The sequence below is a fragment of the Streptomyces sp. HNM0574 genome (assembly GCF_012726235.1).
In the GTDB taxonomy this organism is placed as follows: Bacteria; Actinomycetota; Actinomycetes; order Streptomycetales; family Streptomycetaceae; genus Streptomyces.
In genome coordinates this window covers 255,393-275,343 of sequence record NZ_JAASAH010000005.1, presented here as the reverse complement: position 1 = coordinate 275,343, position 19,951 = coordinate 255,393, and the positions used below count along the sequence as shown (strand labels likewise).

General features: G+C 73.7%; 20 protein-coding genes. 6 read left to right on the top strand and 14 right to left on the bottom strand.

The window, feature by feature from the left end; translation table 11 throughout:
- Positions 1 to 30: 30 nt before the first annotated feature.
- The 6 genes from HCC30_RS12340 to HCC30_RS12315 all read right to left on the bottom strand — a co-directional run bounded on the left by HCC30_RS12340 (position 31) and on the right by HCC30_RS12315 (position 6,238).
- Positions 31 to 1,830 (bottom strand): ABC transporter permease subunit, encoded by a 1,800-nt coding sequence (locus tag HCC30_RS12340; protein ID WP_346776598.1) that lies wholly within the window; start codon positions 1,828 to 1,830, stop codon positions 31 to 33.
- 2 nt (positions 1,831 to 1,832) lie between these two features.
- The gene (locus HCC30_RS12335) at positions 1,833 to 3,359 is read right to left on the bottom strand and encodes an ABC transporter substrate-binding protein (RefSeq protein WP_169442494.1); all 1,527 of its coding nucleotides are present in this window, start codon (positions 3,357 to 3,359) and stop codon (positions 1,833 to 1,835) included.
- A gap of 30 nt (positions 3,360 to 3,389) precedes the next feature.
- Positions 3,390 to 3,974, bottom strand: coding sequence for a GNAT family N-acetyltransferase (locus tag HCC30_RS12330; protein ID WP_169442493.1), 585 nt, complete (start codon positions 3,972 to 3,974; stop codon positions 3,390 to 3,392).
- A gap of 119 nt (positions 3,975 to 4,093) precedes the next feature.
- Positions 4,094 to 4,591, bottom strand: coding sequence for a 2-C-methyl-D-erythritol 2,4-cyclodiphosphate synthase (gene ispF / locus HCC30_RS12325; protein WP_169442492.1), 498 nt, complete (start codon positions 4,589 to 4,591; stop codon positions 4,094 to 4,096).
- Entirely contained in the window at positions 4,581 to 5,336 is a 756-nt protein-coding gene (gene ispD / locus HCC30_RS12320; protein WP_169442491.1) for a 2-C-methyl-D-erythritol 4-phosphate cytidylyltransferase, read from the bottom strand. The genes ispF and ispD overlap by 11 nt, the downstream gene beginning before the upstream one ends.
- 419 nt (positions 5,337 to 5,755) lie before the next feature.
- Positions 5,756 to 6,238, bottom strand: coding sequence for a CarD family transcriptional regulator (locus tag HCC30_RS12315; RefSeq protein ID WP_169442490.1), 483 nt, complete (start codon positions 6,236 to 6,238; stop codon positions 5,756 to 5,758).
- Positions 6,239 to 7,143: 905 nt separating this feature from the next.
- Here HCC30_RS12315 and HCC30_RS12305 point away from each other — a divergent pair.
- Entirely contained in the window at positions 7,144 to 7,809 is a 666-nt protein-coding gene (locus HCC30_RS12305; protein ID WP_169442489.1) for a DUF461 domain-containing protein, read from the top strand.
- A 95-nt stretch (positions 7,810 to 7,904) separates the two neighbouring features.
- Here the strand turns inward: HCC30_RS12305 and HCC30_RS12300 are convergent, their stop codons facing one another.
- Both HCC30_RS12300 and HCC30_RS12295 read right to left on the bottom strand, forming a co-directional pair.
- Positions 7,905 to 8,585, bottom strand: coding sequence for a response regulator transcription factor (locus tag HCC30_RS12300; protein ID WP_169442488.1), 681 nt, complete (start codon positions 8,583 to 8,585; stop codon positions 7,905 to 7,907).
- Positions 8,582 to 10,042 carry an ATP-binding protein gene (locus HCC30_RS12295; RefSeq protein ID WP_240979515.1) on the bottom strand — a complete coding sequence of 487 codons (1,461 nt, stop codon included), beginning with the start codon at positions 10,040 to 10,042 and terminating at the stop codon, positions 8,582 to 8,584. Before HCC30_RS12295 ends, HCC30_RS12300 begins: the two co-directional genes overlap by 4 nt.
- A gap of 257 nt (positions 10,043 to 10,299) precedes the next feature.
- Between HCC30_RS12295 and phoU the strand changes: the two genes are divergently transcribed.
- Both phoU and HCC30_RS12285 read left to right on the top strand, forming a co-directional pair.
- A complete protein-coding gene (phoU, locus tag HCC30_RS12290; protein ID WP_169442487.1) occupies positions 10,300 to 11,001 on the top strand; it encodes a phosphate signaling complex protein PhoU in 702 nt (233 codons plus the stop codon).
- A 233-nt stretch (positions 11,002 to 11,234) separates the two neighbouring features.
- Positions 11,235 to 11,387, top strand: a complete 153-nt coding sequence (locus HCC30_RS12285; protein ID WP_169442486.1) for a hypothetical protein — start codon at positions 11,235 to 11,237, stop codon at positions 11,385 to 11,387.
- A gap of 110 nt (positions 11,388 to 11,497) precedes the next feature.
- Here HCC30_RS12285 and HCC30_RS12280 read toward each other — a convergent pair whose 3' ends face one another.
- Both HCC30_RS12280 and HCC30_RS12275 read right to left on the bottom strand, forming a co-directional pair.
- On the bottom strand, positions 11,498 to 12,322 hold the full coding sequence (locus tag HCC30_RS12280) for a hypothetical protein (RefSeq protein ID WP_169442485.1): 825 nt from the start codon (positions 12,320 to 12,322) through the stop codon (positions 11,498 to 11,500).
- Positions 12,323 to 12,464: 142 nt separating this feature from the next.
- Entirely contained in the window at positions 12,465 to 13,226 is a 762-nt protein-coding gene (locus tag HCC30_RS12275) for a phosphoglyceromutase (RefSeq protein WP_169442484.1), read from the bottom strand.
- A gap of 218 nt (positions 13,227 to 13,444) precedes the next feature.
- Between HCC30_RS12275 and HCC30_RS12270 the strand changes: the two genes are divergently transcribed.
- A complete protein-coding gene (locus tag HCC30_RS12270) occupies positions 13,445 to 14,731 on the top strand; it encodes an MFS transporter (RefSeq protein WP_169442483.1) in 1,287 nt (428 codons plus the stop codon).
- Positions 14,732 to 14,905: 174 nt separating this feature from the next.
- Positions 14,906 to 15,160 carry a hypothetical protein gene (locus HCC30_RS12265; RefSeq protein WP_169442482.1) on the top strand — a complete coding sequence of 85 codons (255 nt, stop codon included), beginning with the start codon at positions 14,906 to 14,908 and terminating at the stop codon, positions 15,158 to 15,160.
- A gap of 28 nt (positions 15,161 to 15,188) precedes the next feature.
- Here the strand turns inward: HCC30_RS12265 and HCC30_RS12260 are convergent, their stop codons facing one another.
- Both HCC30_RS12260 and mshA read right to left on the bottom strand, forming a co-directional pair.
- On the bottom strand, positions 15,189 to 15,734 hold the full coding sequence (locus HCC30_RS12260; protein ID WP_169442481.1) for a YbjN domain-containing protein: 546 nt from the start codon (positions 15,732 to 15,734) through the stop codon (positions 15,189 to 15,191).
- Positions 15,727 to 17,139, bottom strand: a complete 1,413-nt coding sequence (gene mshA, locus HCC30_RS12255; RefSeq protein ID WP_169442480.1) for a D-inositol-3-phosphate glycosyltransferase — start codon at positions 17,137 to 17,139, stop codon at positions 15,727 to 15,729. The genes HCC30_RS12260 and mshA overlap by 8 nt, the downstream gene beginning before the upstream one ends.
- A gap of 249 nt (positions 17,140 to 17,388) precedes the next feature.
- Here mshA and HCC30_RS12250 point away from each other — a divergent pair, with 249 nt between their 5' ends.
- A complete protein-coding gene (locus HCC30_RS12250; protein WP_169442479.1) occupies positions 17,389 to 18,189 on the top strand; it encodes a class I SAM-dependent methyltransferase in 801 nt (266 codons plus the stop codon).
- Positions 18,190 to 18,201: 12 nt separating this feature from the next.
- Here HCC30_RS12250 and HCC30_RS12245 read toward each other — a convergent pair whose 3' ends face one another.
- Both HCC30_RS12245 and HCC30_RS12240 read right to left on the bottom strand, forming a co-directional pair.
- Positions 18,202 to 18,666: an NUDIX hydrolase gene (locus tag HCC30_RS12245; RefSeq protein WP_169442478.1), complete on the bottom strand. Its 465-nt coding sequence runs from the start codon at positions 18,664 to 18,666 to the stop codon at positions 18,202 to 18,204.
- Positions 18,663 to 19,949, bottom strand: a complete 1,287-nt coding sequence (locus tag HCC30_RS12240; RefSeq protein WP_346776597.1) for a CHAD domain-containing protein — start codon at positions 19,947 to 19,949, stop codon at positions 18,663 to 18,665. Before HCC30_RS12240 ends, HCC30_RS12245 begins: the two co-directional genes overlap by 4 nt.
- Positions 19,950 to 19,951: the final 2 nt, after the last annotated feature.

Here is a 19,951-nt window from a genome sequence, read left to right as displayed (position 1 = left end):
CCGCGCTCCGCCCCGTCGCCCGGTCCTGCGTCACGGCACACCCGCGCCAGGGCGACCGGCCGGCTGCGCGTCCCCGGCACCGCGCTCGTACGCGGCGCCCCGGCCGAAGCGCGGCAGCAGGCGGGGCCGGAGGGCGCCGAGGAGGACGGCGAGGGCGCCGAGGGAGGCGAGACCCGCGGCGGGGGCCAGCACCGCCCAGGGCGCCCGCTCCACGTACGGCATGTTCTCCGAGAGCATCCGGCCCCACTCGGGCGCGGGCGGCGCCGCGCCCAGGCCGAGGAAGCCGAGCGAGGCCAGGGCCAGCGCCAGCGCCGGGACGCGCAGCACCGCGTGCCGCACCACCGGCGGCAGCACACCGGGCAGCACGTGCTTCAGCAGCAGATGGCGGCGCCCCGCGCCGAGCGCGACGGCGCCCTCCAGATGCGTGGCCGCGCGCTCCTCCTCGTACAGCGCCGCCGTGTGCGCGGCCAGCGGCGCCCAGGCGACGACCGCGACCGCAGCGGCCGCTCCCCACGCGCCGGGCCCCGCGATGCCCGCGACGATCAGCCCGGCGATGACCGGCGGCAGCGCGTTGACGACCTCGCGCAGCCCCTCCGTCCAGCGCGCGAGCAGGCCGACGGCGACGCCCACGACGAGCGTGACCGCGGTGACCCCGGCCGCCGTCACGGCCGTCCGCGCGGCGCCGTGCCCGAGGCGGGCGAGGACGTCCCGGCCGAGGCCGTCCGTCCCCAGCGGGTGCGCGGCGCTGGGCGCGGCGAGCCGGGCCGCGGAGTCGACGTGCAGCGGATCGCGCAGCAGCCCGGCCACGACCACGGCGACGAGCAGCGCCGCCAGCGTCCCGGCCGCCCACCGCGTGCCGCGCCCCGGTTCGGGCCGGGGGCGGCGCAGCGCGGGCAGCGCGCCGGCGTCCAGCGCGGGCCCGATCAGGAAGCGGCGCGCGGCGCGCACCACGGCGCCGACCGCGAGGCCGAGCACCAGCAGGAGCAGCACGCACGCCTGGAGCACCGGCAGGTCCTGCGCCAGCGCCGCGTCCAGCGCGGTGCCGCCGAGCCCCGGGATCGCGAACAGCGTCTCCACGGCCACGGCCCCGCCGGTCAGCCCGACCACGACGAAGCCGAACTGCGGGAGCAGCGGCGGCAGTACGCGGCGCAGCGCGTGCCGGGCGATGCGCGCGGGCGGCATGCCGTGGGCGACCGTCGTCCGGACCCAGGGTTCGGCGAAGGCGGCGGGCAGCGCGTCGTCCAGCAGCCGTCCGAGCAGCGCCCCGGCGGGCAGGCCCATGGCGAGCGCGGGCAGGACGACGGTGCCGCCCTCGCCCCAGCCGATCGCCGGGAACCACCCCAGCTGGACGGCGAAGACCGTCGCCAGCACCGAGGCCAGCAGGAACTCGGGCAACGCCGCGAGCACCGCGCCCGTCGTACCGGCGCGCACCCGCGCGCCACCCAGGGCCCGCGCGCCCTCGCGCAGCGTGCGGAAGCTGAGCGCGCCCGCGAGCACCACCGCGACCAGCAGCGAGGCGCCCATCAGCGTCAGCGAGGTGCCCAGCGCCCCGGTGACGTCCGGGCCGACGGGCAGCCCCGAGACCCAGGAGGTGCCGAAGTCACCGTGCAGCAGTCCGCCGGCCCACCGGGCGAGCGTGTGCAGCGGGCCGTCGTCGAGCCCGGTCTCGGCCCGGATCGCGGCGAGCGCCTCGGGCGTCGGCTCCCGGTCGGCGTACCGGGCGTGCAGGATCGCGCGCGCCGGGTCGGTACGCGTCAGCCACGGCAGCAGCCCGACGGCGAGCAGCACCCCGAGCGCGGCCACCAGCCGCCCGGCGACGGTGCGGCGCACGGTCAGCCGAGCCGGGTGTCTGCGGTGACGAGCCTGCGCTCCATCGGGTCGAGGGCCACACCGTCGACGTCGGCCGAGACGCCCTGGATGAACCGTTCGTGGAGCAGCGGCACCAGCGCGTCCGTGCGCAGGATGCGGGCCTCGGCCTCGGCCTCGGCGGCCTGCCGCTCGTCGGTGTCCTTCGCCCGCGCCGCCTTGCCGACGGCCGCGTCGACCCCGCTGTCGCACAGCTGGGAGATGTTGAAGGAGCCCTCGCAGGTGAAGTCGGACTGGAGGTAGGAGACCGGATCGCCGGTGTCCAGCAGGGTGTTGCGCGGCAGGATGAACGCGTCGAACTTCCCGTCCAGCGCGTCGGCCTCCATCTGCGCGTAGTCCCGCACCACTTGCTTGACCCGGAAGCCCGCCTTCTTCAGCTGCTGCTCGACGGTCGTGGCGACCTCGGGCAGCTCGGGGCGGTTGGTGTACGTCGCGAGCGTGATCGTCCCCGCGTCCCGCACGTCCTTCTCCGGCGCCGGCTCCGTCCGCTCGCCCGGCTTGCCCTTCCGCGCCTCCTCGGCCCAGGGGATGCCGGGGCCGAGCAGGCCGCGCGCGGTGTCGGCGTGACCCTCGTAGACGCCCTTGACCAGGGCCTCGCTGTCGACGGCCGAGCGGGCCGCGGCACGCACCGGCGCCTCGGCGAACGGCCCGTTCTCCGTGTTCAGGTACAGGCTGTTGGTGCGCGCCGTCGGCACCTCGTGCACCTGGTCCTTCTCCAGCACGGACGCCTGGCTGACGGGTACGTACTCGGCGATGTCGGTCTGCCCGGCGCGCAGCGCGTTGGCCCGCGCGGTGCCGTCGGCGACGAACTTCACGTCCACGCCCGGCGCCTGCGCCTTCTTCCCCCAGTACTTCTCGTTCCGCTCCAGCGTGGCGCTCGCGGTGCCGTTGACCCGGGTCAGCGTGAACGGGCCCGTGGCGTGCCCGGCCGGATCGGCCTTGCCGTCCTTGCCGTACGCGCCGGCCGAGAGGACCGCCAGCGACGGGTTCGCGAGCCGCTGCGGCAGCAGCACGTCCGGTTCGCTGCTGGTGACGCGTACGGTGCGCTCTCCCTCGGCCTCCGCCTTCAGATCGCCCGCGTCGCTGAGCACGCGCGGCTGCGGCGAGGCCGCCTCGGCCTTCTCCAGGGAGCGCGCGACGGCCTCGGCGGTGACCGGGTCCCCGTCCTGGAAGCGCGCCTCGCGCAGCTGGAAGGTCCAACTGCGGTCGCCGTCCGAGGACTTCCAGGAGGTGGCCAGCGCGGGCTCGGGCTCGCCGTCCTTGCCGAGGCTGGTCAGCCCCTCGATGACGGACAGCCGGCTGAGGGTGACGGCGTCGTCCCCGTACGGGCTCATGCCCTGCGCGGGCGGGAACGCCATGGCGACGCGCAGCCGGTCGCCGGAGCCCGCGTCGTCCTGGCCGCCGCAGGCGGTGAGGACGCCGGCGGAGAGCAGCACGGTGGCGGCGAGGGCGGGGATGCGGGCACGGCGGAAGCCGCTGCGTATCTCGGACATGAGCAGAACTTTACCTGAAAACCATTCTCATCAAGGGGCCCCGGTGACCCCGACGGCGGCCGCCGCGGGCGCGGGCACCAACGCCGGTCCGGGCAGCGGGAGTTCGAAGTGGACGATGCCCTGACCGCCGCCCGGGAGCTCCCGCTCGTCGCACACCTCGCGGGCCAGCGACCGCCAGAACGGCTCGGCACCCGGCACCGCCGGATCGGTGTGCAGATAGAGCGCCTCGTACCCGCCGACGGCCGCCGCGAACGCCGACAGCTCGCGCACCATCGCCCGCGCGATCCCGTGCCGCCGCCACTCGGGGCGCACGTAGATCCGGCACAGCTGCGCGGTGGCCCCGGACGGGAAGCGCTCCGCGATCCACTCCGGGTTCGGCGGCGACTGCGGACCCTGGTCACGGACGGCACCCGTCGCGACGATCTCGCCGTCCGCGCTCTCGGCGACCAGCAGCGTGCGCCGCTCGGGCCGCAGATAGCTGCCCTCGATGTCGATGATGTCGCGGTGCCACCTGGGCACGTAACCGGACCGCAGATCGCGGTAGACGGTGTCGAGCATGACGCTGCGCGCGGCATCCGCGTCGGCAGAGGTGGCGGTACGCAAAACGTAAGACATCCCCACCAGAGTAACTGCGCACCATGTGCAACTGCCTGGGACGTGCGTCACCACGGACACCCCGGAACACGGAGCGGGGCCAGGCGGACACGCACCGCCCGGCCCCGCCTCGTCGGCCCTCAGTTCTCGCGGACGACCAGTGCCGTCGCCATCGCGGCCAGCCCGTCGCCGCGCCCGGTCAGCCCCAGGCCGTCCGTCGTCGTGCCGGAGACCGAGACCGGCGCCCCGACCGCGGCCGACAGCGCGGCCTGCGCCTCGTCCCGCCGCTTGCCGATCTTCGGGCGTACGCCGATGACCTGGATGGCGACGTTCCCGATCCCGAAACCGGCCTCGCGCACGATCCGCGCCGCCTCGGCCAGCAGCACCACGCCCGCGGCACCGGACCACTCGGGCCGGCCCGTACCGAAGTGGGCGCCGAGATCGCCGAGCCCGGCGGCGGAGAACAGCGCGTCGCAGGCGGCGTGCGCGGCGACGTCACCGTCGGAGTGCCCGGCCAGACCCGCGCTCTCGCCCTCCCACAGCAGCCCCGCGCACCACAGCTCGCGCCCCTCCTCGAAGGCGTGCACATCCGTACCGATGCCGACCAGCGGCAGCCGCACGCCTGCCTCAGAAGCCATCGGTGACCCTCCTCCGCGCGAGCACGGCCTCGGCCAGCACCAGGTCGAGCGGACGCGTCACCTTGAACGCCTCCTCGTGCCCCGGGACGACGACGACCTCGTGCCCCGTGCGCTCCACCATGCCCGCGTCGTCGGTGGCGCCCTCGCCCTCGCGGGCCACCCGCGCGTGCGCCTCGGCGAGCACCGCACGGGCGAAGCCCTGCGGCGTCTGCACGGCGCGCAGCAGCGACCGGTCCGGCGTCCCCGTGACGGGCTCGGGCGCACCGCCCTCGCGCGGCCGGACCTCCTTGACGGTGTCCGCCACCGGAAGCGCGGGCACCACCGCGGGCGCCCCGTCCCGTACGGCCCGGGCGACGGCGTCCACGGTGTCGACCGGGACGAGCGGCCGGGCCGCGTCGTGCACCAGGACGATCTCGACGTCCTCCGGCAGCGCGGCCAGCCCGAGCCGCACCGAGTCCTGGCGGGTCTCGCCGCCGGGCACGACGACGACGTCGGGGAGCGTGTGCTCGTCCAGCAGGTTCCGCACCTCGGTGACGCCGTCCCGCGGTGCCACGACGACGACCAGCGAGACCGACCTGGCTCTGGCCATCGCGCGCACGGCGTGCACGAGCATCGGGGTGCCGTTCAGCGCGCGCAGCGCCTTGGGCGCGCCCGGTCCGAGACGGACGCCCCGGCCGGCGGCGGGGACGACGGCCGCGGTGCGTGGTTCGACTGCGCGGGACTCGCCCGCTGATTCCATTGACATCGGTTGCGCGTTCAGGTTTGTGTCCTCAGCCGGGGTGGGTATGGCCTGGGTGCCCCCGACCGTAGGTTGGGGGAGTGCCGGGCGCGATCGCCTTGACCACAACCCTTCCGTGAATCCCGGTCGAGGCCACTGCCCGGGCCCGGCACTTCGCCACGTGCGGGCGCCGAGGGGCGCCGTCCGCACCGGGCGCACACAGCGTACGACTCGCGGTCACTCCGCCCGGAGTGCCGGCGGGCGCATCCGCCTCGGGCGTCCGCGCGGGTACCGCGTCCGGATACACCACGGTGCCCGGCGTGGAATCGCCGGGCACCGCCGCGCATATGGAGATCCGTCCGGCCCTGCCGTTACCGGCCTCGACGGTTCGTCGGGAGGACGGACCGACCGAAGGGACCGGGAGGCGACTCGGCGGGGTCACGGCCTCAGGAGGCGAGCACCTCGTCGAGGAGCGCCTCCGCCTTGTCCTCGTTGGTCTTCTCCGCGAGGGCCAGCTCGCTCACCAGGATCTGCCGGGCCTTGGCGAGCATCCTCTTCTCACCTGCGGAGAGGCCGCGCTCGCGCTCACGGCGCCACAGATCGCGCACGACCTCGGCCACCTTGATCACGTCACCGGACGCGAGCTTCTCGAGATTCGCCTTGTAGCGGCGGGACCAGTTGGTGGGCTCTTCGGCGTACGGCGCGCGGAGCACCTCGAAGACTCTGTCCAGTCCGTCCGAACCGACCACGTCCCGAACGCCGACGAGCTCGGCGTTGTCCGCCGGTACACGAACCGTCAAATCGCCCTGCGCGACCTTCAGAACCAAGTAGGTCTTGTCCGCGCCTTTGATCTGGCGAGTTTCGATAGCCTCGATCAGCGCGGCCCCGTGATGGGGATAGACCACGGTGTCGCCAACCTTGAACGTCATGTGTCAGGTACCCCTTCCGTGGCTATCCAGGGTAACACGGGAAGAGGCTCCCCTGAATGGCGTTTTCGCAGGTCAGAGCGCATCTCGGGGCTTGACAAGCCCCCCGTTGTCGTGCTTTGCCGCCCCTCCGTGTCCGGATATTCGCAGGTCGGGGCCCACATGCGAGCGGAGCGAAACCGGGGCGACACGGCCACGAGGGAGCCCCTGAAGGCCAGTTGAAAGTCCGTTTTGTCCGGCTGTAAGGGTGCGTCTCCCGGGCGTCCGTTCGGCCGGGTCGGGGATTTTCCGAAGAATTGGGCGGGGGCCCCTCGTTGATCTGCCGCGCGTCTCCCGTTGATCTGTCGTTGATCAATTCCGGAGCCGCCCGCATTCATTAGCGGAATGGCGTGAACGCACTCTTGCGCACCCCTCCGGAGGTGCGCGTTCCGCTTCCGTTCGGCGCTCGGTGTGCCAGATCACGCACCCTCGCTACCGGCGTCCGGAAGCGCCGCCGGAGCGCGCCATACGGCCGCACGCCCGTCCTCCCTCACCTCGCCCCCGCGCGTGGGATCGGCCACATCCGCGCCCCGCTCGCGGCCCCCGGCGCACCCCCGCGGACGCCCGCCGGCGGCGCAGGACGAAACGTCCGCCGTGCCCATCTCCCGGGCACAGCAGGGCATTTGGGGCCCACCGCCGCACTTCCCCGTCCCCGTGCGCGCCCGCGCACGGGAGAGAGGGCCGGGTGCGATGCGTCCTTCGCAGGTCGGTAACCTGGTATCGCCAGACGATCCTGTCGTACGACGTGCCCCGGCACCGGTGACGACGGGTCCCTGCCGACGGTTCCGGCCGCGCGGCAGGACTGATCCATCCGACCGCGACCGGCTCGTAGTTCGGCCGCCTGAGCTCGCACAGGAGATGCCGCCGCCGTGAGCAGCAGCCTTCGACGCGGCACCCTCGCCGCCACCACCCTCGCGCTCGCCGTCGTCACGCTGTCCGCGTGCGGCGCCGGGAACAACGCCCAGACCCACGGGGTGAACCCCGACAACGCCGCGAAGACGCAGGGGAGCATAAAGCTCCAGAACGTCAACATCGTGACGGCCAAGGACGGGTCCGAGAACCCGGCGAACGTCTCCGCGCGGATCTTCAACGACAGCGACAAGGACGAGGTCCTCAAGGGGATCACCGTCAACGGCTCCGAGGTGAAGGCCAAGCTGTCCCCCGCCAAGGGCGAGAAGGAGCTGACCGTCCCCGCGGGCGGTTCCCTGATGCTCGGCGGCGAGAACAACGCGTCCGCGATGCTGGGCGACGCCGCCAAGGCCGGTGTCGCCGACGGCAACGCACAGCCCGTCACCTTCGAGCTCAGCCGCACCGGCTCGGTCGAGCTGCGCGCCACCGTGGTCCGCGGTGACCGCGACGACGCCGGCCACTACGGCAAGTTCGGCCCGACCGTGAAGCCCTCCCCCGAGGCCCCCGAGGGCGGCGCCGACGCCTCCGGCGAGCCGTCCGAGGGCGCGAAGGGCGAGCACGCCTCCCCCGGTGCCGAGGAGTCCGGCGCGAAGACCGAGGAGTCAGAGGCGCCCGCGGGCCACTGAGCCCGCGCTCCCGAGGGAGCGCCCCGCACAGCAACGACGAGGGCCCCGGCCGGATTCCGATCCGGCCGGGGCCCTCGTCGTGGGTGCCGGCGGGCTTACGGCTCGAACTTGTAGCCCAGGCCCCGCACCGTGACGAGATACCGCGGAGCGCCCGGGTCCGGTTCGACCTTCGCGCGCAGCCGCTTCACGTGGACGTCGAGGGTCTTGGTGTCCCCGACGTAGTCCGCACCCCAGACCCGGTCGATGAGCTGCATGCGGGTCAGTACCCGGCCCGCGTTCCGCAGCAGCATCTCCAGCAGGTCGAATTCCTTGAGCGGCAGGTCGATCTTGGCGCCGTCCACGGTGACGACGTGCCGGTCGACGTCCATCCGGACCGGACCCGCCTCCAGTGCCTGCGGGGAGACCTCCTCCGGCTCACCGCGTCTGCGGAGCACGGCCCGTACCCGGGCGACCAGTTCGCGCGAGGAGAAGGGCTTGGTCACGTAGTCGTCGGCTCCTATTTCCAGCCCGACGACCTTGTCGATCTCGCTGTCCTTGGCGGTCACCATGATGACGGGGACGTTGGAACGTCCCCGCAGCTGCCGGCACACCTCCGTACCCGGCAGCCCTGGCAGCATCAGGTCCAGCAGCACCAGGTCGGCGCCGTTGCGTTCGAATTCATCCAGCCCCTCAGGACCCGTGGACGCTATGGCGACCTCGAAACCTTCCTTGCGGAGCATGTACGACAGTGCGTCGCTGAACGATTCCTCGTCCTCGACAACGAGCACTCGGGTCACGGGAGGACCTCCGGGGCAGAATCAGTCTCGCGTAGCGATTCGAGTGATGGGTCGTGCCGGGTGGCAGCGCGGCCTGTGCCGTTGGCGCCGGTGTGGTCCGTGCGGTCGTCCCCGGCTTCGGTGCCGGGGGTGCCGTCGGTGCCTTCGGTGTCGTCGGTGCCGTCCGCACCGGCCGTGCGTGCCGTGCCGGCCGCACCCTCTGAGCTGTTCGTATGCGGCCGTTCCTCGTCCTCGAAGACGGCCGGTTCCTGCAGAGCACCCGAGAGCTGGTTCCGGCCGCGCCGCTCGGCCTCCGCCTTCTCCCGCGCACTGCCCGCTTCGGGCAGCCGCAGGGTGAAGGTGGACCCCTGCCCCTCGGCGCTCCATACGGTGACCTCCCCGCCGTGCGAGGCGGCCACGTGCTTGACGATCGCGAGCCCCAGGCCCGTGCCGCCGGTGGCACGGGAGCGGGCGGGGTCGACGCGGTAGAACCTCTCGAAGATCCGGTCCTTGTCCGCCTGGGAGATGCCGATCCCCTGGTCGGTGACCGATATCTCGATCAGATCGCCGCCGCTCGCGGCGATCCTGCGGGCGGCGATACCCACCCGGGTGCGGGGTGGAGAGTAGTTGACGGCGTTCTCGACGAGGTTGCCGAGCGCCGCGGCCAGCTGGCTGCGGCTGCCCCAGACGTACAGCTCGTCGGTGCCGCCCGTGGCCAGCGTGATCTGCTTGCTGCTGGCCGTCTGCCGGCTGCGGTCGACGGCCTCGTCGACCAGTTCGCCGACCGGAACCGGCTCCGAGTCCTCCAGCGGGTCGTCGTTCTGCACCCGCGAGAGGTCGATGAGTTCCTGGACGAGGCTGGTGAGGCGGGTGGCCTCGTTCTGCATCCGGCCCGCGAAGCGCTCGACGGCCTCCGGGTCGTCCGCCGCGTCCATCACGGCCTCCGACAGCAGCGAGAGCGCGCCGACCGGCGTCTTGAGCTCGTGGCTGACGTTGGCGACGAAGTCGCGGCGCACGGCCTCGATCCTGCGGGCCTCCGTCAGGTCCTCGACCAGCAGCATCACCAGCCGGGACCCGAGTGGGGCGACCCGCGCGGACACCGCGAGGGCCTCACCCCTTCCGGAACCGCGTCGTGGCAGGTCCAGCTCGACCTGCCGTATCTCGCCGTCGCGCCGGGTGTCCCGCGCCATCTGCAGCATCGGCTCCACCGCGAGCCTGCCACCGCGCACCAGCCCGAGGGCGTAGGCGGCGGAGCTGGCCTTGACGACGGCGTCCTCCTCGTCCAGCACGACGGCCGAGGAGCGGAGCACCGAGAGCACCGTGTCGACACCGGGCGGCAGGGCCGCGCCGGTGTGGAGCGACGTGCGCGTGGGGCGGGTCTGGTCCCGCTCGCTCCAGCGGAACGCCAGCATCGCGATGACACCGGTGCACAGACCGGCAATCGCTGCTGCTGCGGCGACCGCCGCGTTCACGTCCATGGCTCCAGGTTATGCGCCCTTTGGCCGGGTGCCCCAGGGCTGTCGGAAGCAACTCGAACACTCGTCTCCCAGAGTTCACCTTGGTGCCGTGATTGATTCACTTGTGCTAGCGGCGTCGGACGCATTTCGGACGGAGCGTGGGAGCGTGCGGGGGCCGGGAGAGCCCTTCCGGGGCCGCTCCCGGGGGTGCCGACCCGCGCTCCCGGGGAACCTGGGAATCTTGTGAACAGACTCACGCGAGGGAAGGACTGCCAGTCATGCGGGACGCGTACCACGAGGAGCTGGACTCGATCAGCGACAGCCTGGTCGACATGGCCCGGCTCGTCGGCTCCGCGATCGGGCGCGCCACCACGGCGATGCTCGACGCCGACCTGAAGCTCGCCGAGAGCGTCATCGCCGCCGACGAGAAGGTGGACGACCTCCAGCGCGACCTGGAGACCCGGGCGATACAGCTGCTCGCGCGGCAGCAGCCCGTCGCCACGGACCTGCGCATCGTGGTGACCTCGCTGCGGATGAGCGCCGACCTGGAGCGCTCCGGGGACCTGGCGCAGCACGTCGCGAAGGTGGCGCGGCTGCGGTTCCCCGAGTCCGCGGTGCCCCGTGACCTCCAGGCCACGATCCTGGAGATGGGGCAGCTGGCGCAGCGCCTGATGGCGAAGGCCGCCGAGGTCATCATCACCAAGGACATCGACCAGGCCATGCAGCTGGAGCAGGACGACGACGCGATGGACGACCTCCACCGCACCCTGTTCCAGCACCTGATGGACGACCGCTGGAGCCACGGCATCGAGACGGCGGTCGACGTGACCCTGCTCGGCCGCTACTACGAGCGGTTCGCCGACCACGCGGTCTCCATCGCGCGCCGCGTCGTCTACCTCGTCACCGGCGACTACGCGGACGAGATCGACCCGGCCGCCGCTGCCGCCACCGACGGCACGGCCCCGGTCGAGGGCGCCTGACGCACCGGAGGACCGCCCCGTACCGGACGCCGGTGCGGGGCGGTCCCGTGTGCGGGCGGCGGCGGGTCGGGGCGCGGCGGGGAGCCGGGGACGGGCGTGCGGCGCGCGCGTGCCTCCGCGCGCCCTCGATGCGCCCGGCGCCCCGGGGCTCGTACGGGCCGGGGGCGGGCAGGTGAGGGACGACGGCCGGACGACGTCCGTCCGGCTCCCATGCCCTGCCGAGGAGGGACCACATGGCCGATGTTGCCCGCACGTCCGCGCCCCGTACCCCGCCCCCGTCGCCGTCCGGCGCCGGGCCCACGCTGCTCGGTGCCTGCGGCTGCGGCCCCGGCTGCGGCTGCGGCTGCCAGTCCGGCGCCCCGTGCCAGTGCGGCGGCTGCTGCTGAGCCGGGAACGGCGCGTACGAGCCCCCGCCCGTATGGAGCCGAGGCGGGGGCTCGTGCACGTTAAACACGGCTCGCTCCCGGGGAACTTGAGGGCCGCTGCGGCTGCCGCCCTAGGCGGCAGCCGCAGCGGAAGAGCGCTCGGCAAGGCGGTGAAGGGAGTCGTGGGTCGCGGCAACGTACTCGGCCCGGACGGCGTCGAACCGCTCCATCAGTGGGTCACGCGCCCACCCTCCGATCAGCTCGTTCCACGCGGCCACGCAGTTGACCGCGTCGAGCACCTGCTCCACCTGAACCGCGTTCAGGGCTCTGCTGTCCTCGAGTACGAATTCCAGCAGCTCCAGCTCTTCCCAGCGCTCCTCGGCCTCCATCTGGCCCCATCGCGTCAAGAGGTCCCAGGCCACGTACGCGGAGCTGTGGTGCGGGTCCTCGCACTCCTCAGCGTTCCGGGGACACCAGGAGGCCTCGAGCCGGTCGAGCGCGGACCGCAGCACGGCCCGCTTCATCGCCACCTTCTCCAGGCGACGGCACTGCGCGGACAGGCTCTGTGCCCGGGCGGTGACAGCCGGAAGGCCCAGCAGCTCCAGGCGGGACAGCGCTTCGGCCACCCCGCCGGCTCGCTCCGTGAGCAGTCCTCTCCTGTGCTCATGGGGGAGGTCGGGCAGTTCGTCGACTGCTCGGGCGAAGAGGTCCGCCGCCCTCAGGAACTCCGTGCAGACCGTGCGGAGCAGGCTCTCCAAGGCCTGCTCCCGTTCTGCACGCGCCTGGAGACAAGCCGCCTGGAGCACGGCCGTGGACTGGCCATTCCCCGCAAGGACGGTCGCATCGGCGGCCCGGCCAGTGCTCCGGCTCGTCCAGTGAGCGGCGAGCAGAGTGGCGGGAACGGTAATGAGCGCCGTGACAGCGGTGGTGACCGCTACTACTCCCTCTAAGGACACAAAGTGCATTGTGGCCGAGCACTCAGGCGCCGGTGGTCAGATTCACGGATTCCGCCGGCCACCGGGAGAAACTCCCGAAACCACGAAGAGGCCCCCTGCCCGCGGGAGATCCGCGGGCAGGGGGCCTGTTCGTGGCTGTGGGCTACTTCTTCTTGCCCTGGTTCTTGACCGCCTCGATGGCTGCCTTGGCGGCGTCCGGGTCGAGGTAGGTGCCGCCCGGGTTGACGGGGCGGAAGTCGGCGTCCAGCTCGTAGGCGAGCGGGATGCCGGTCGGGATGTTGAGCCCGGCGATGTCGGCGTCGGAGATGCCGTCGAGGTGCTTGACCAGGGCGCGCAGCGAGTTGCCGTGCGCGGCGACCAGCACCGTCCGGCCCGCGAGCAGGTCCGGGATGATGCCGTCGTACCAGTACGGCATCATGCGCGTGACGACGTCCTTGAGGCACTCCGTGCGGGGGCGCAGCTCGCTGGGGATGTCGGCGTAGCGCGGGTCGTCGCTCTGGGAGAACTCGGTGCCGTCGGCCAGCTCGGGCGGGGGCGTGTCGTAGCTGCGGCGCCACAGCATGAACTGCTCCTCGCCGAACTCGGCGAGCGTCTGCGCCTTGTCCTTGCCCTGGAGCGCGCCGTAGTGGCGCTCGTTGAGCCGCCAGGAGCGGTGCACCGGAATCCAGTGCCGGTCGGCGGACTCCAGCGCCAGCTGCGCCGTGCGGATGGCGCGCTTCTGGAGCGAGGTGTGCAGCACGTCGGGGAGCAGACCGGCGTCCTTCAGCAGCTCACCGCCGCGGACTGCCTCCTTCTCGCCCTTCTCGGTGAGGTTGACGTCCACCCAGCCGGTGAACAGGTTCTTCGCGTTCCACTCACTCTCTCCGTGGCGGAGGAGGATCAGCTTGTACGGTGCGTCGGCCATGTCCCCGAGCGTACTGGGTGTCTCCGCAGGCCGGAGCGCTGCCGTCCGCTTGCCGCCGGCGGTGTGAGGCGGCTCTCCCGCCGCGGGCCGGGCGCCGGTCCCGACGAGGTGCGGGCCTCCCGACGATTGACGGTTCACGTCAATCCGGTGGGCCGTTGTCAGTGGGCGTCGGTAACTTCTCCCGCATCGCGTCGGGTTCGGGGTTTTCGGGAGGGCGGATGTCCGCAGGCGGAGTGCGGGGGGCGGTGGTGCGGAGTCTCGGCGGGCTGCCCGGACAGTTCTGGTGGCTGTGGACGAGCACGCTGGTCAACCGCCTGGGCGCGTTCGTGGCCACGTTCCTGGCCATGTACCTGACGGTCGACCGCGGGTACTCCGCGTCCTTCGCCGGGCTGGTCGGCGCGCTGTACGGGCTGGGTGGGGTCGTCGGCTCCGTCGTCGCGGGGGTGCTCACGGACCGGCTGGGGCGGCGGCCGACGATGCTGATCGCCCAACTGGGCACCTCGGGCTCGGTGTTGTCGCTCGCCTTCGTCGAACACCCGGTCGCGATCGCCGTGGTGGCCGCGCTGGTGGGCCTGGCGACGAACGCCTCGCGGCCAGCGGTGATGGCGATGATGGCCGACATCGTGGCGCCCGAGGACCGGGTGCGGGCCTTCGCGCTCAACTACTGGGCGATCAACATCGGCTTCGCCGTCTCCTCGGCCGCCGCCGGGCTGATCGCGCAGCTCGGGTACGAGCTGCTGTTCTACGGCGAGGCGGCGATGGTGCTGGCCTGCGCGGTCGTCGTCTTCGTCAAGCTGCCCGAGTCGCGGCCGGAGCAGCGTCCCGCCGGTTCCCCGGAGAACGCGGAGGCCACCGCCGTCTCGATGGGGACGGTGCTGCGGGACGGGCGCTTCATGGCCGTCGTCGCGCTGAACCTGCTGCTGGTCGGGCTGATCCAGCAGGCGTTCGTCGCGCTGCCCGTCACCATGGGCCAACAGGGCTTCACCAGCGCGGACTTCGGGCTCGTCATCGCGGGCAACGGACTGCTGATCGTGCTGCTCCAGATACCCGTCACCCGGTACATAGAGCACCGCGATCCCCGGCGGCTGCTGGTGATCTCCGCGCTGCTCACCGGGTACGGCTTCGGGCTGAACGCCTTCGCCGACTCGCTCGCGCTGTACGCGGTGGCGATCTGCGTGTGGACGCTCGGCGAGATCATCAACTCCCCCACGCAGATGGGCCTGGTGGTACGGCTGTCGCCGGTGCACGGACGCGGCCGCTACCAGGGGGTGTTCTCGCTCTCCTGGTCGCTGTCGGCGCTGGGCGCTCCGCTGCTGGGCGGCTTCGTCATCGACCGGTTCGGCGGGAACGCGCTGTGGGCGGGCAGCGCCGTGCTGGGCATGGTCGCGGCCCTCGGGTACGGGCTGCTGCTGCGGCGCGTACCGGCGGCGGCCGGGGAGCCCGCGACGGCGTCCGGGGAGCCCTCGGAGGCGGAGCCGGAGAAGTCGCCCGCCGGAGCGGCCTGAGCGTCAAACACCCGTGCAGTCCGGGAAGTTGAAGCACGGGTTTTCGACTCCCCCGGCCCACGCGGACGCACGTTCCCCACGGGTTCACGGCCGTCCCGGGCAAGTCCCCGAACGGGTTGTTCCGGAACTCGTATGAGTGCCATCGGAGGGCTTCCGCTGGGGCAGAGTGGTGCCATGAACACCACCCAGAAGACCGGCGTGAGCACGAAGATCAAGGACGCGGAGGGGTCGCTGGACACCCTGCGGGAGTCCCTGACCCGGGCGGGCATCACGCTGCCCTCGCTCCAGGTCGACCCCTCGACGTGGAGCAGCAGCACCGGCCCCGCCATGCTCGACCTCGGCCCCTGCAACACCGAGACCGCCGCCCGGCTCTCGGCCCTGCTGCGCACCGCCGCGGACCGCACCGAGACCACCCCGGAGAACCGCTAGCGCCCCGGCCCCCGTACGGGCCGGCCCGCTACGCGGACGGGTCGCCGCCCGTCAGGCCCGTGAAGGCGTCCAGGTTCCGGGTGGACTCGCCCCGCGCCGTGCGCCAGGCGTACTCGCGTCGGATGGCCGTCGCGAAGCCCATCTCCAGCAGGGTGTTGAAGGCGCCGTCGGCGTTCTCCAGCACCGAGCCCAGCAGCCGGTCCACCCCGTCCGGGGTGACGGCCTCCAGCGGCAGCTTCCCGACGAGGTAGACGTCGCCGAGCGTGTCGATCGCGTAACTCACGCCGTACAGCCGTGTGTTCCGCTCCAGGAGCCAGCGGTACACCTCGGCGTGGTTCTCGTCGGGCCGGCGGACGACGAAGGCGTTGACCGACAGCGAGTGGCGGCCGACGACGAGGGAGCAGGTCGTGGAGAGCTTGCGGGTACCGGGGAGGGTGACGACGTAACTGCCGTCCGCCGGGCTCTCCCAGTCGAGCCCGGCCTCGCCGAGCGCCCGCTCGACGGCCTCGGCGGGAGTCAGGTCCGGGGCTGCGGTGTCCTCCGCGGCCTTGCCCTCAGCGTTGCGCTCAGCCATGCAGTGATCGTAGGGGACGGCGGCGTTCGTGCAGCGCGGCGGCGTAGACGTCGGCCGTCGCGGCCGCCGCCGAGTCCCAGCCGAAGCCGCGCGCGTGCCGCGCCGCGGCCTCGCCCATGCGCGCGGTGAGCCCCCGCTCGCCGTGCGGGGAGCGGATCTCGTCCACGAAGGGCCGCAGGGCCTCCGCGTACTGCGCCGGGTCGTGGCCCTCGACGAGGCGGCCGCTGACGCCGTCCCGCACCGCGACCGGCAGCCCGCCGACGGAGGCCGCGACGACGGGCGTGCCGCACGCCTGCGCCTCCACCGCGACCAGCCCGAACGACTCGCTGTACGAGGGCATCACCAGCACGCTGGCCGCCCGGTACCAGTCGGCGAGCTGCTCCTGGCCGACCGGCGGGTGGAAGCGCACCACGTCCGCGATGCCGAGCCGGGCCGCGAGCTTCTGGAGCCCCTCGGGCTTGGCGAGCCCGCTGCCGCTCGGGCCGCCGACGACGGGCACGACGAGACGGCCGCGCAGCCCCGGGTCCTCGTCGACGAGCAGGGCGACGGCGCGGAGCAGCACGTCGGGCGCCTTCAGCGGCTGTATCCGCCCGGCGAAGAGCGGGATCAGCGCGTCCTGCGGCAGCCCGAGGCGCTCGCGGGCCGCGGCGCGGGCGGATGGGGCCTCCCCTGGACGGAGCTTGTCGGAGCCCTTGGGGAACTGGCGGAAGGTGCGCAGGTTCACGCCGGGGTGGACGACGGGGGTGTGCGCGGGGTCGGCGTCGTAGTGCCGGACGAGCTCGGCCGCCTCCTCGGCGGTGTTCGCGATGAGCCGGTCCGCGGCCTGCACGATCTGCGTCTCGCCGATCACGCGCGCGGCGGGTTCGGGGGTGTCGCCCTCGGCCAGCGCCGCGTTCTTCACCTTCGCCATGGTGTGCATCGCGTGCACCAGCGGGACGCCCCAGCGCTGCGCGGCGAGCCAGCCGACGTGGCCGGAGAGCCAGTAGTGCGAGTGCACCAGGTCGTAGTAGCCGGGGCGGTGGCCCGCCCAGACCTGCATCACTCCGTGCGTGAACGCGCAGAGCTGCGCCGGGAGTTCCTCCTTGGAGAGGCCCTCGTAGGGGCCGGCGTCGATGTGCCGGACGAGCACGCCGGGGGCCAGCTCGACGACGGGGTCGAGGGCGCCGGTCGTCGCCCGGGTGAAGATCTCCACCTCGGTGCCGAGCGCGGCGAGCTCCCTGGCGAGCTCCACGATGTAGACGTTCATGCCCCCCGCGTCACCGGTGCCGGGCTGGTGGAGGGGCGAGGTGTGCACGCTGAGCATGGCCACGCGGCGCGGGCGCCGCGCCGGGCCGGGGAACCGGAGCCGCGGCTGCTGCGGGGAACGGGTGCGCCGCTGGCCGAGCCGGGACACGTACTGGCTCACGGTGCGGTTGCCTCCTCGGGTGGTCGCCGCCGTCGGCCGCGTCCGGCGCGGCGGCCGGTACGGGTGGACGACGGCGGTTGGACGGGCTGCCGGACTGCCCTCGGTCGTGCAACAGCCGACGGGCCCCGCTCCTTCCCACTTTGCCGAATCGTGACTCGGTGCGTCGTGCGCGCGACGCCTCGGAACCGTCGCACCGGCCCTCCGGCGGACCCGTGCGGGCGCTCCGTGCCGGGGCCGTAGGCTCGTGGCATGGCTTCCCGTTCTCCCGCTCGCCCGGTGGGCGCGGTGACCCGCGGGACGACCAACCCCAACCGGCTGCGTCGCATGGACCGCTGGATCGCCGCCGTCCACGGCCCCGCGCTGCGCCGCTCCCCGCACCCGCCCGTCGCCGTCGACCTCGGTTACGGGGCCGCGCCCTGGACGGCGGTCGAGCTGCTGGAGCGGCTGCGCGGCGAGTGCGCCGGGACGCTGGTGGTCGGCGTGGAGATCGCCCCGGAGCGGGTGGCGGCGGCGAAGCCGTACGAGCGGGACGGGCTGGCCTTCGTCCGCGGCGGCTTCGAGGTGCCACTCCCCGGCGACCGCCGCCCCGTGCTGATCCGCGCCGCGAACGTGCTGCGGCAGTACGACGAGGACGAGGTGCCGCCGGTGTGGGAGCGGCTGCGGGAGCGGCTGGCGCCGGACGGGCTGCTGGTCGAGGGAACCTGCGACGAGATCGGGCGGCGGCACGTGTGGGTGACGCTCGGCCCGGAGGGCCCGCGCACGGTCACCTTCGCCACCCGGCTCGGCTCCCTGGACATGCCCTCCGACCTGGCCGAACGGCTGCCGAAGGCGCTGATCCACCGGAACGTCCCCGGCGAGCCGGTGCACGCCTTCCTCCGCGACTTCGACCGCGCCTGGTCGGCGGCGGCCCCGTACGCCTCGCTCGGTGCGCGGCAGCGGTGGATGCGGACCGTCCGGGCGCTCTCGGCCGACTGGCCGGTGACGGACGGGCCGCGGCGCTGGCGGCAGGGCGAGCTCACCGTCCGCTGGGAGGCGCTGGCGCCGCGCTGAGCTCCGTCGCTCTCAGCCGACGGGGTCGGCGGCGAGCGCGGTGAGGAGGGCGTCGACGAGGGGGCGGTCGTGCGGGTGCGTGAGGCGGACGCGGGCCGCCGTGGGCGGGAGCCAGATCAGCCGGTCGACCTCCTTGTTCGGCACGAAGGTGCCGCCGGTCGCCTCGGCCGCCCAGTAGCGGACCTCCTTGGGGCGGCCGCTCGCGGGATAGCGGAGCGTCGGCAGCGGAGCGCCGAGCTCGCAGCTCATCCCGGTCTCCTCGAAGACCTCGCGGACGGCGGCCCCGGCGAAGGTCTCGCCGGGGTCGAGCTTCCCCTTGGGATGCGACCAATCCCCCCATTTCGGACGGGAGATGAGCGCGATCTCGATCCCCTCGGCGCCCGCCGCCGCACGCCAGAGCACGCACCCCGCGGCACGCACCACCGGCCGCACGGGGGCCGCGCCGGTGACGTCGGCGACCTCCCGGGCCCCGGTCACGGGGACTGCTCCGCGCGGTCCGGGTTCCAGGCGCGGCCGAAGTCGAAGCGGGCCGCCTCCACCTCGTGCCGCTGCCCGGCGTGCAGCACGCCCAGCGCGTACGCGGTGGCGGGCGCGATACGGGGCGTCCGCGCGGCGGCGGCCGCCGCGGAAGCGGCCTCGGCGGCCTCGCGGTGCCGGTTGAGCGCGTCGCCCGCCGGACCGGGCTCCAGCCGGAACGGGGCACCGTCGGCACCGTCCTCGGCCGGACCCTCCGGCTCCGTGTCCTCCGCACCGGCCAGCAGCCCGTGGCGCAGCACCTCCTCCGCGTACCGGTGCAGCCGGAGCAGGGTGCGGGCCTGGTGCCAGGCGGCGTCCTGCTGGGCCTCGGAGGCGAGCGAACGCTCCAGGCCCTCGGCGTTGTACGGGGCCTCGGCCCGGGACAGCGGCAGCGCGCCGACGCTCTCGGTGGCCCGCTTCCAGGCCGAGTCGGCCTGCGGGACGAGGATGCGCGCGGCGGGCCGGACGGCGGCGCCGTCCAGCACCGGCGAGTCCGAGGCGAGCAGCGCGACCGCGTCGACGACGGCGTGGAACCGCGAGGAGCGCACCGCCTGGAGCGCCGCCGAGTGGGCCCGCGTCCTGGCCAGGGTCAGCTGCCGCTCCAGCAGCGCGCCCGCGCGCGCGGCGCCCGCGGGGAGCACCGGGCTGCCGTCGCCGGCGAGCCGGTGCAGCGAGCCGAGCAGGCGGTCGAGGCGGGACGCGTACCCGTACTCGCGGGCCAAGGTCCCCGCCAGCCAGCCGAGTTCGGCGCGCAGCTGGTCGGCCCAGCGGTCGTCGAGCAGCGGCCGGTACGTGTAGAGGGTGCCGCTGACGCGGCGGGCCGCGCGGCGGAGCCGCCGTACGGCCTCGGCCGCCTCACCGGCGGACTCGGCGCTGCCGACCGTCTCGCCGTGCAGCCGCAGCGCCCGCAGCAGGGCCGCGGCCTGGGCACCGAGGTAGCCGCCGAGCACCTCGCCGGTGGCCACGGTCTCCAGCAGCGGCACCGGCCGGTCCGGACGGACACCGTCCGCCGCCACGACCCCGCCGACCGGACTCCCCGTACCGGTACGCGCGGTGGCCATCTCCGTACCGGCGGCCCTTCCGGCCTGGGCCGCCCGCCCCGCGCGTGCGGTACGGGCGGACGGCGCTCCCCCGGCGCCGGGCGCGCCCGCTCCGGCGACGCCGGACTGTCCGGTGACACCGGGCGCGCCCGCGGCACCGGGCCGCCCGCGCTCGGCGGCCGAGATGTGCCCCTGCACTGTCACAA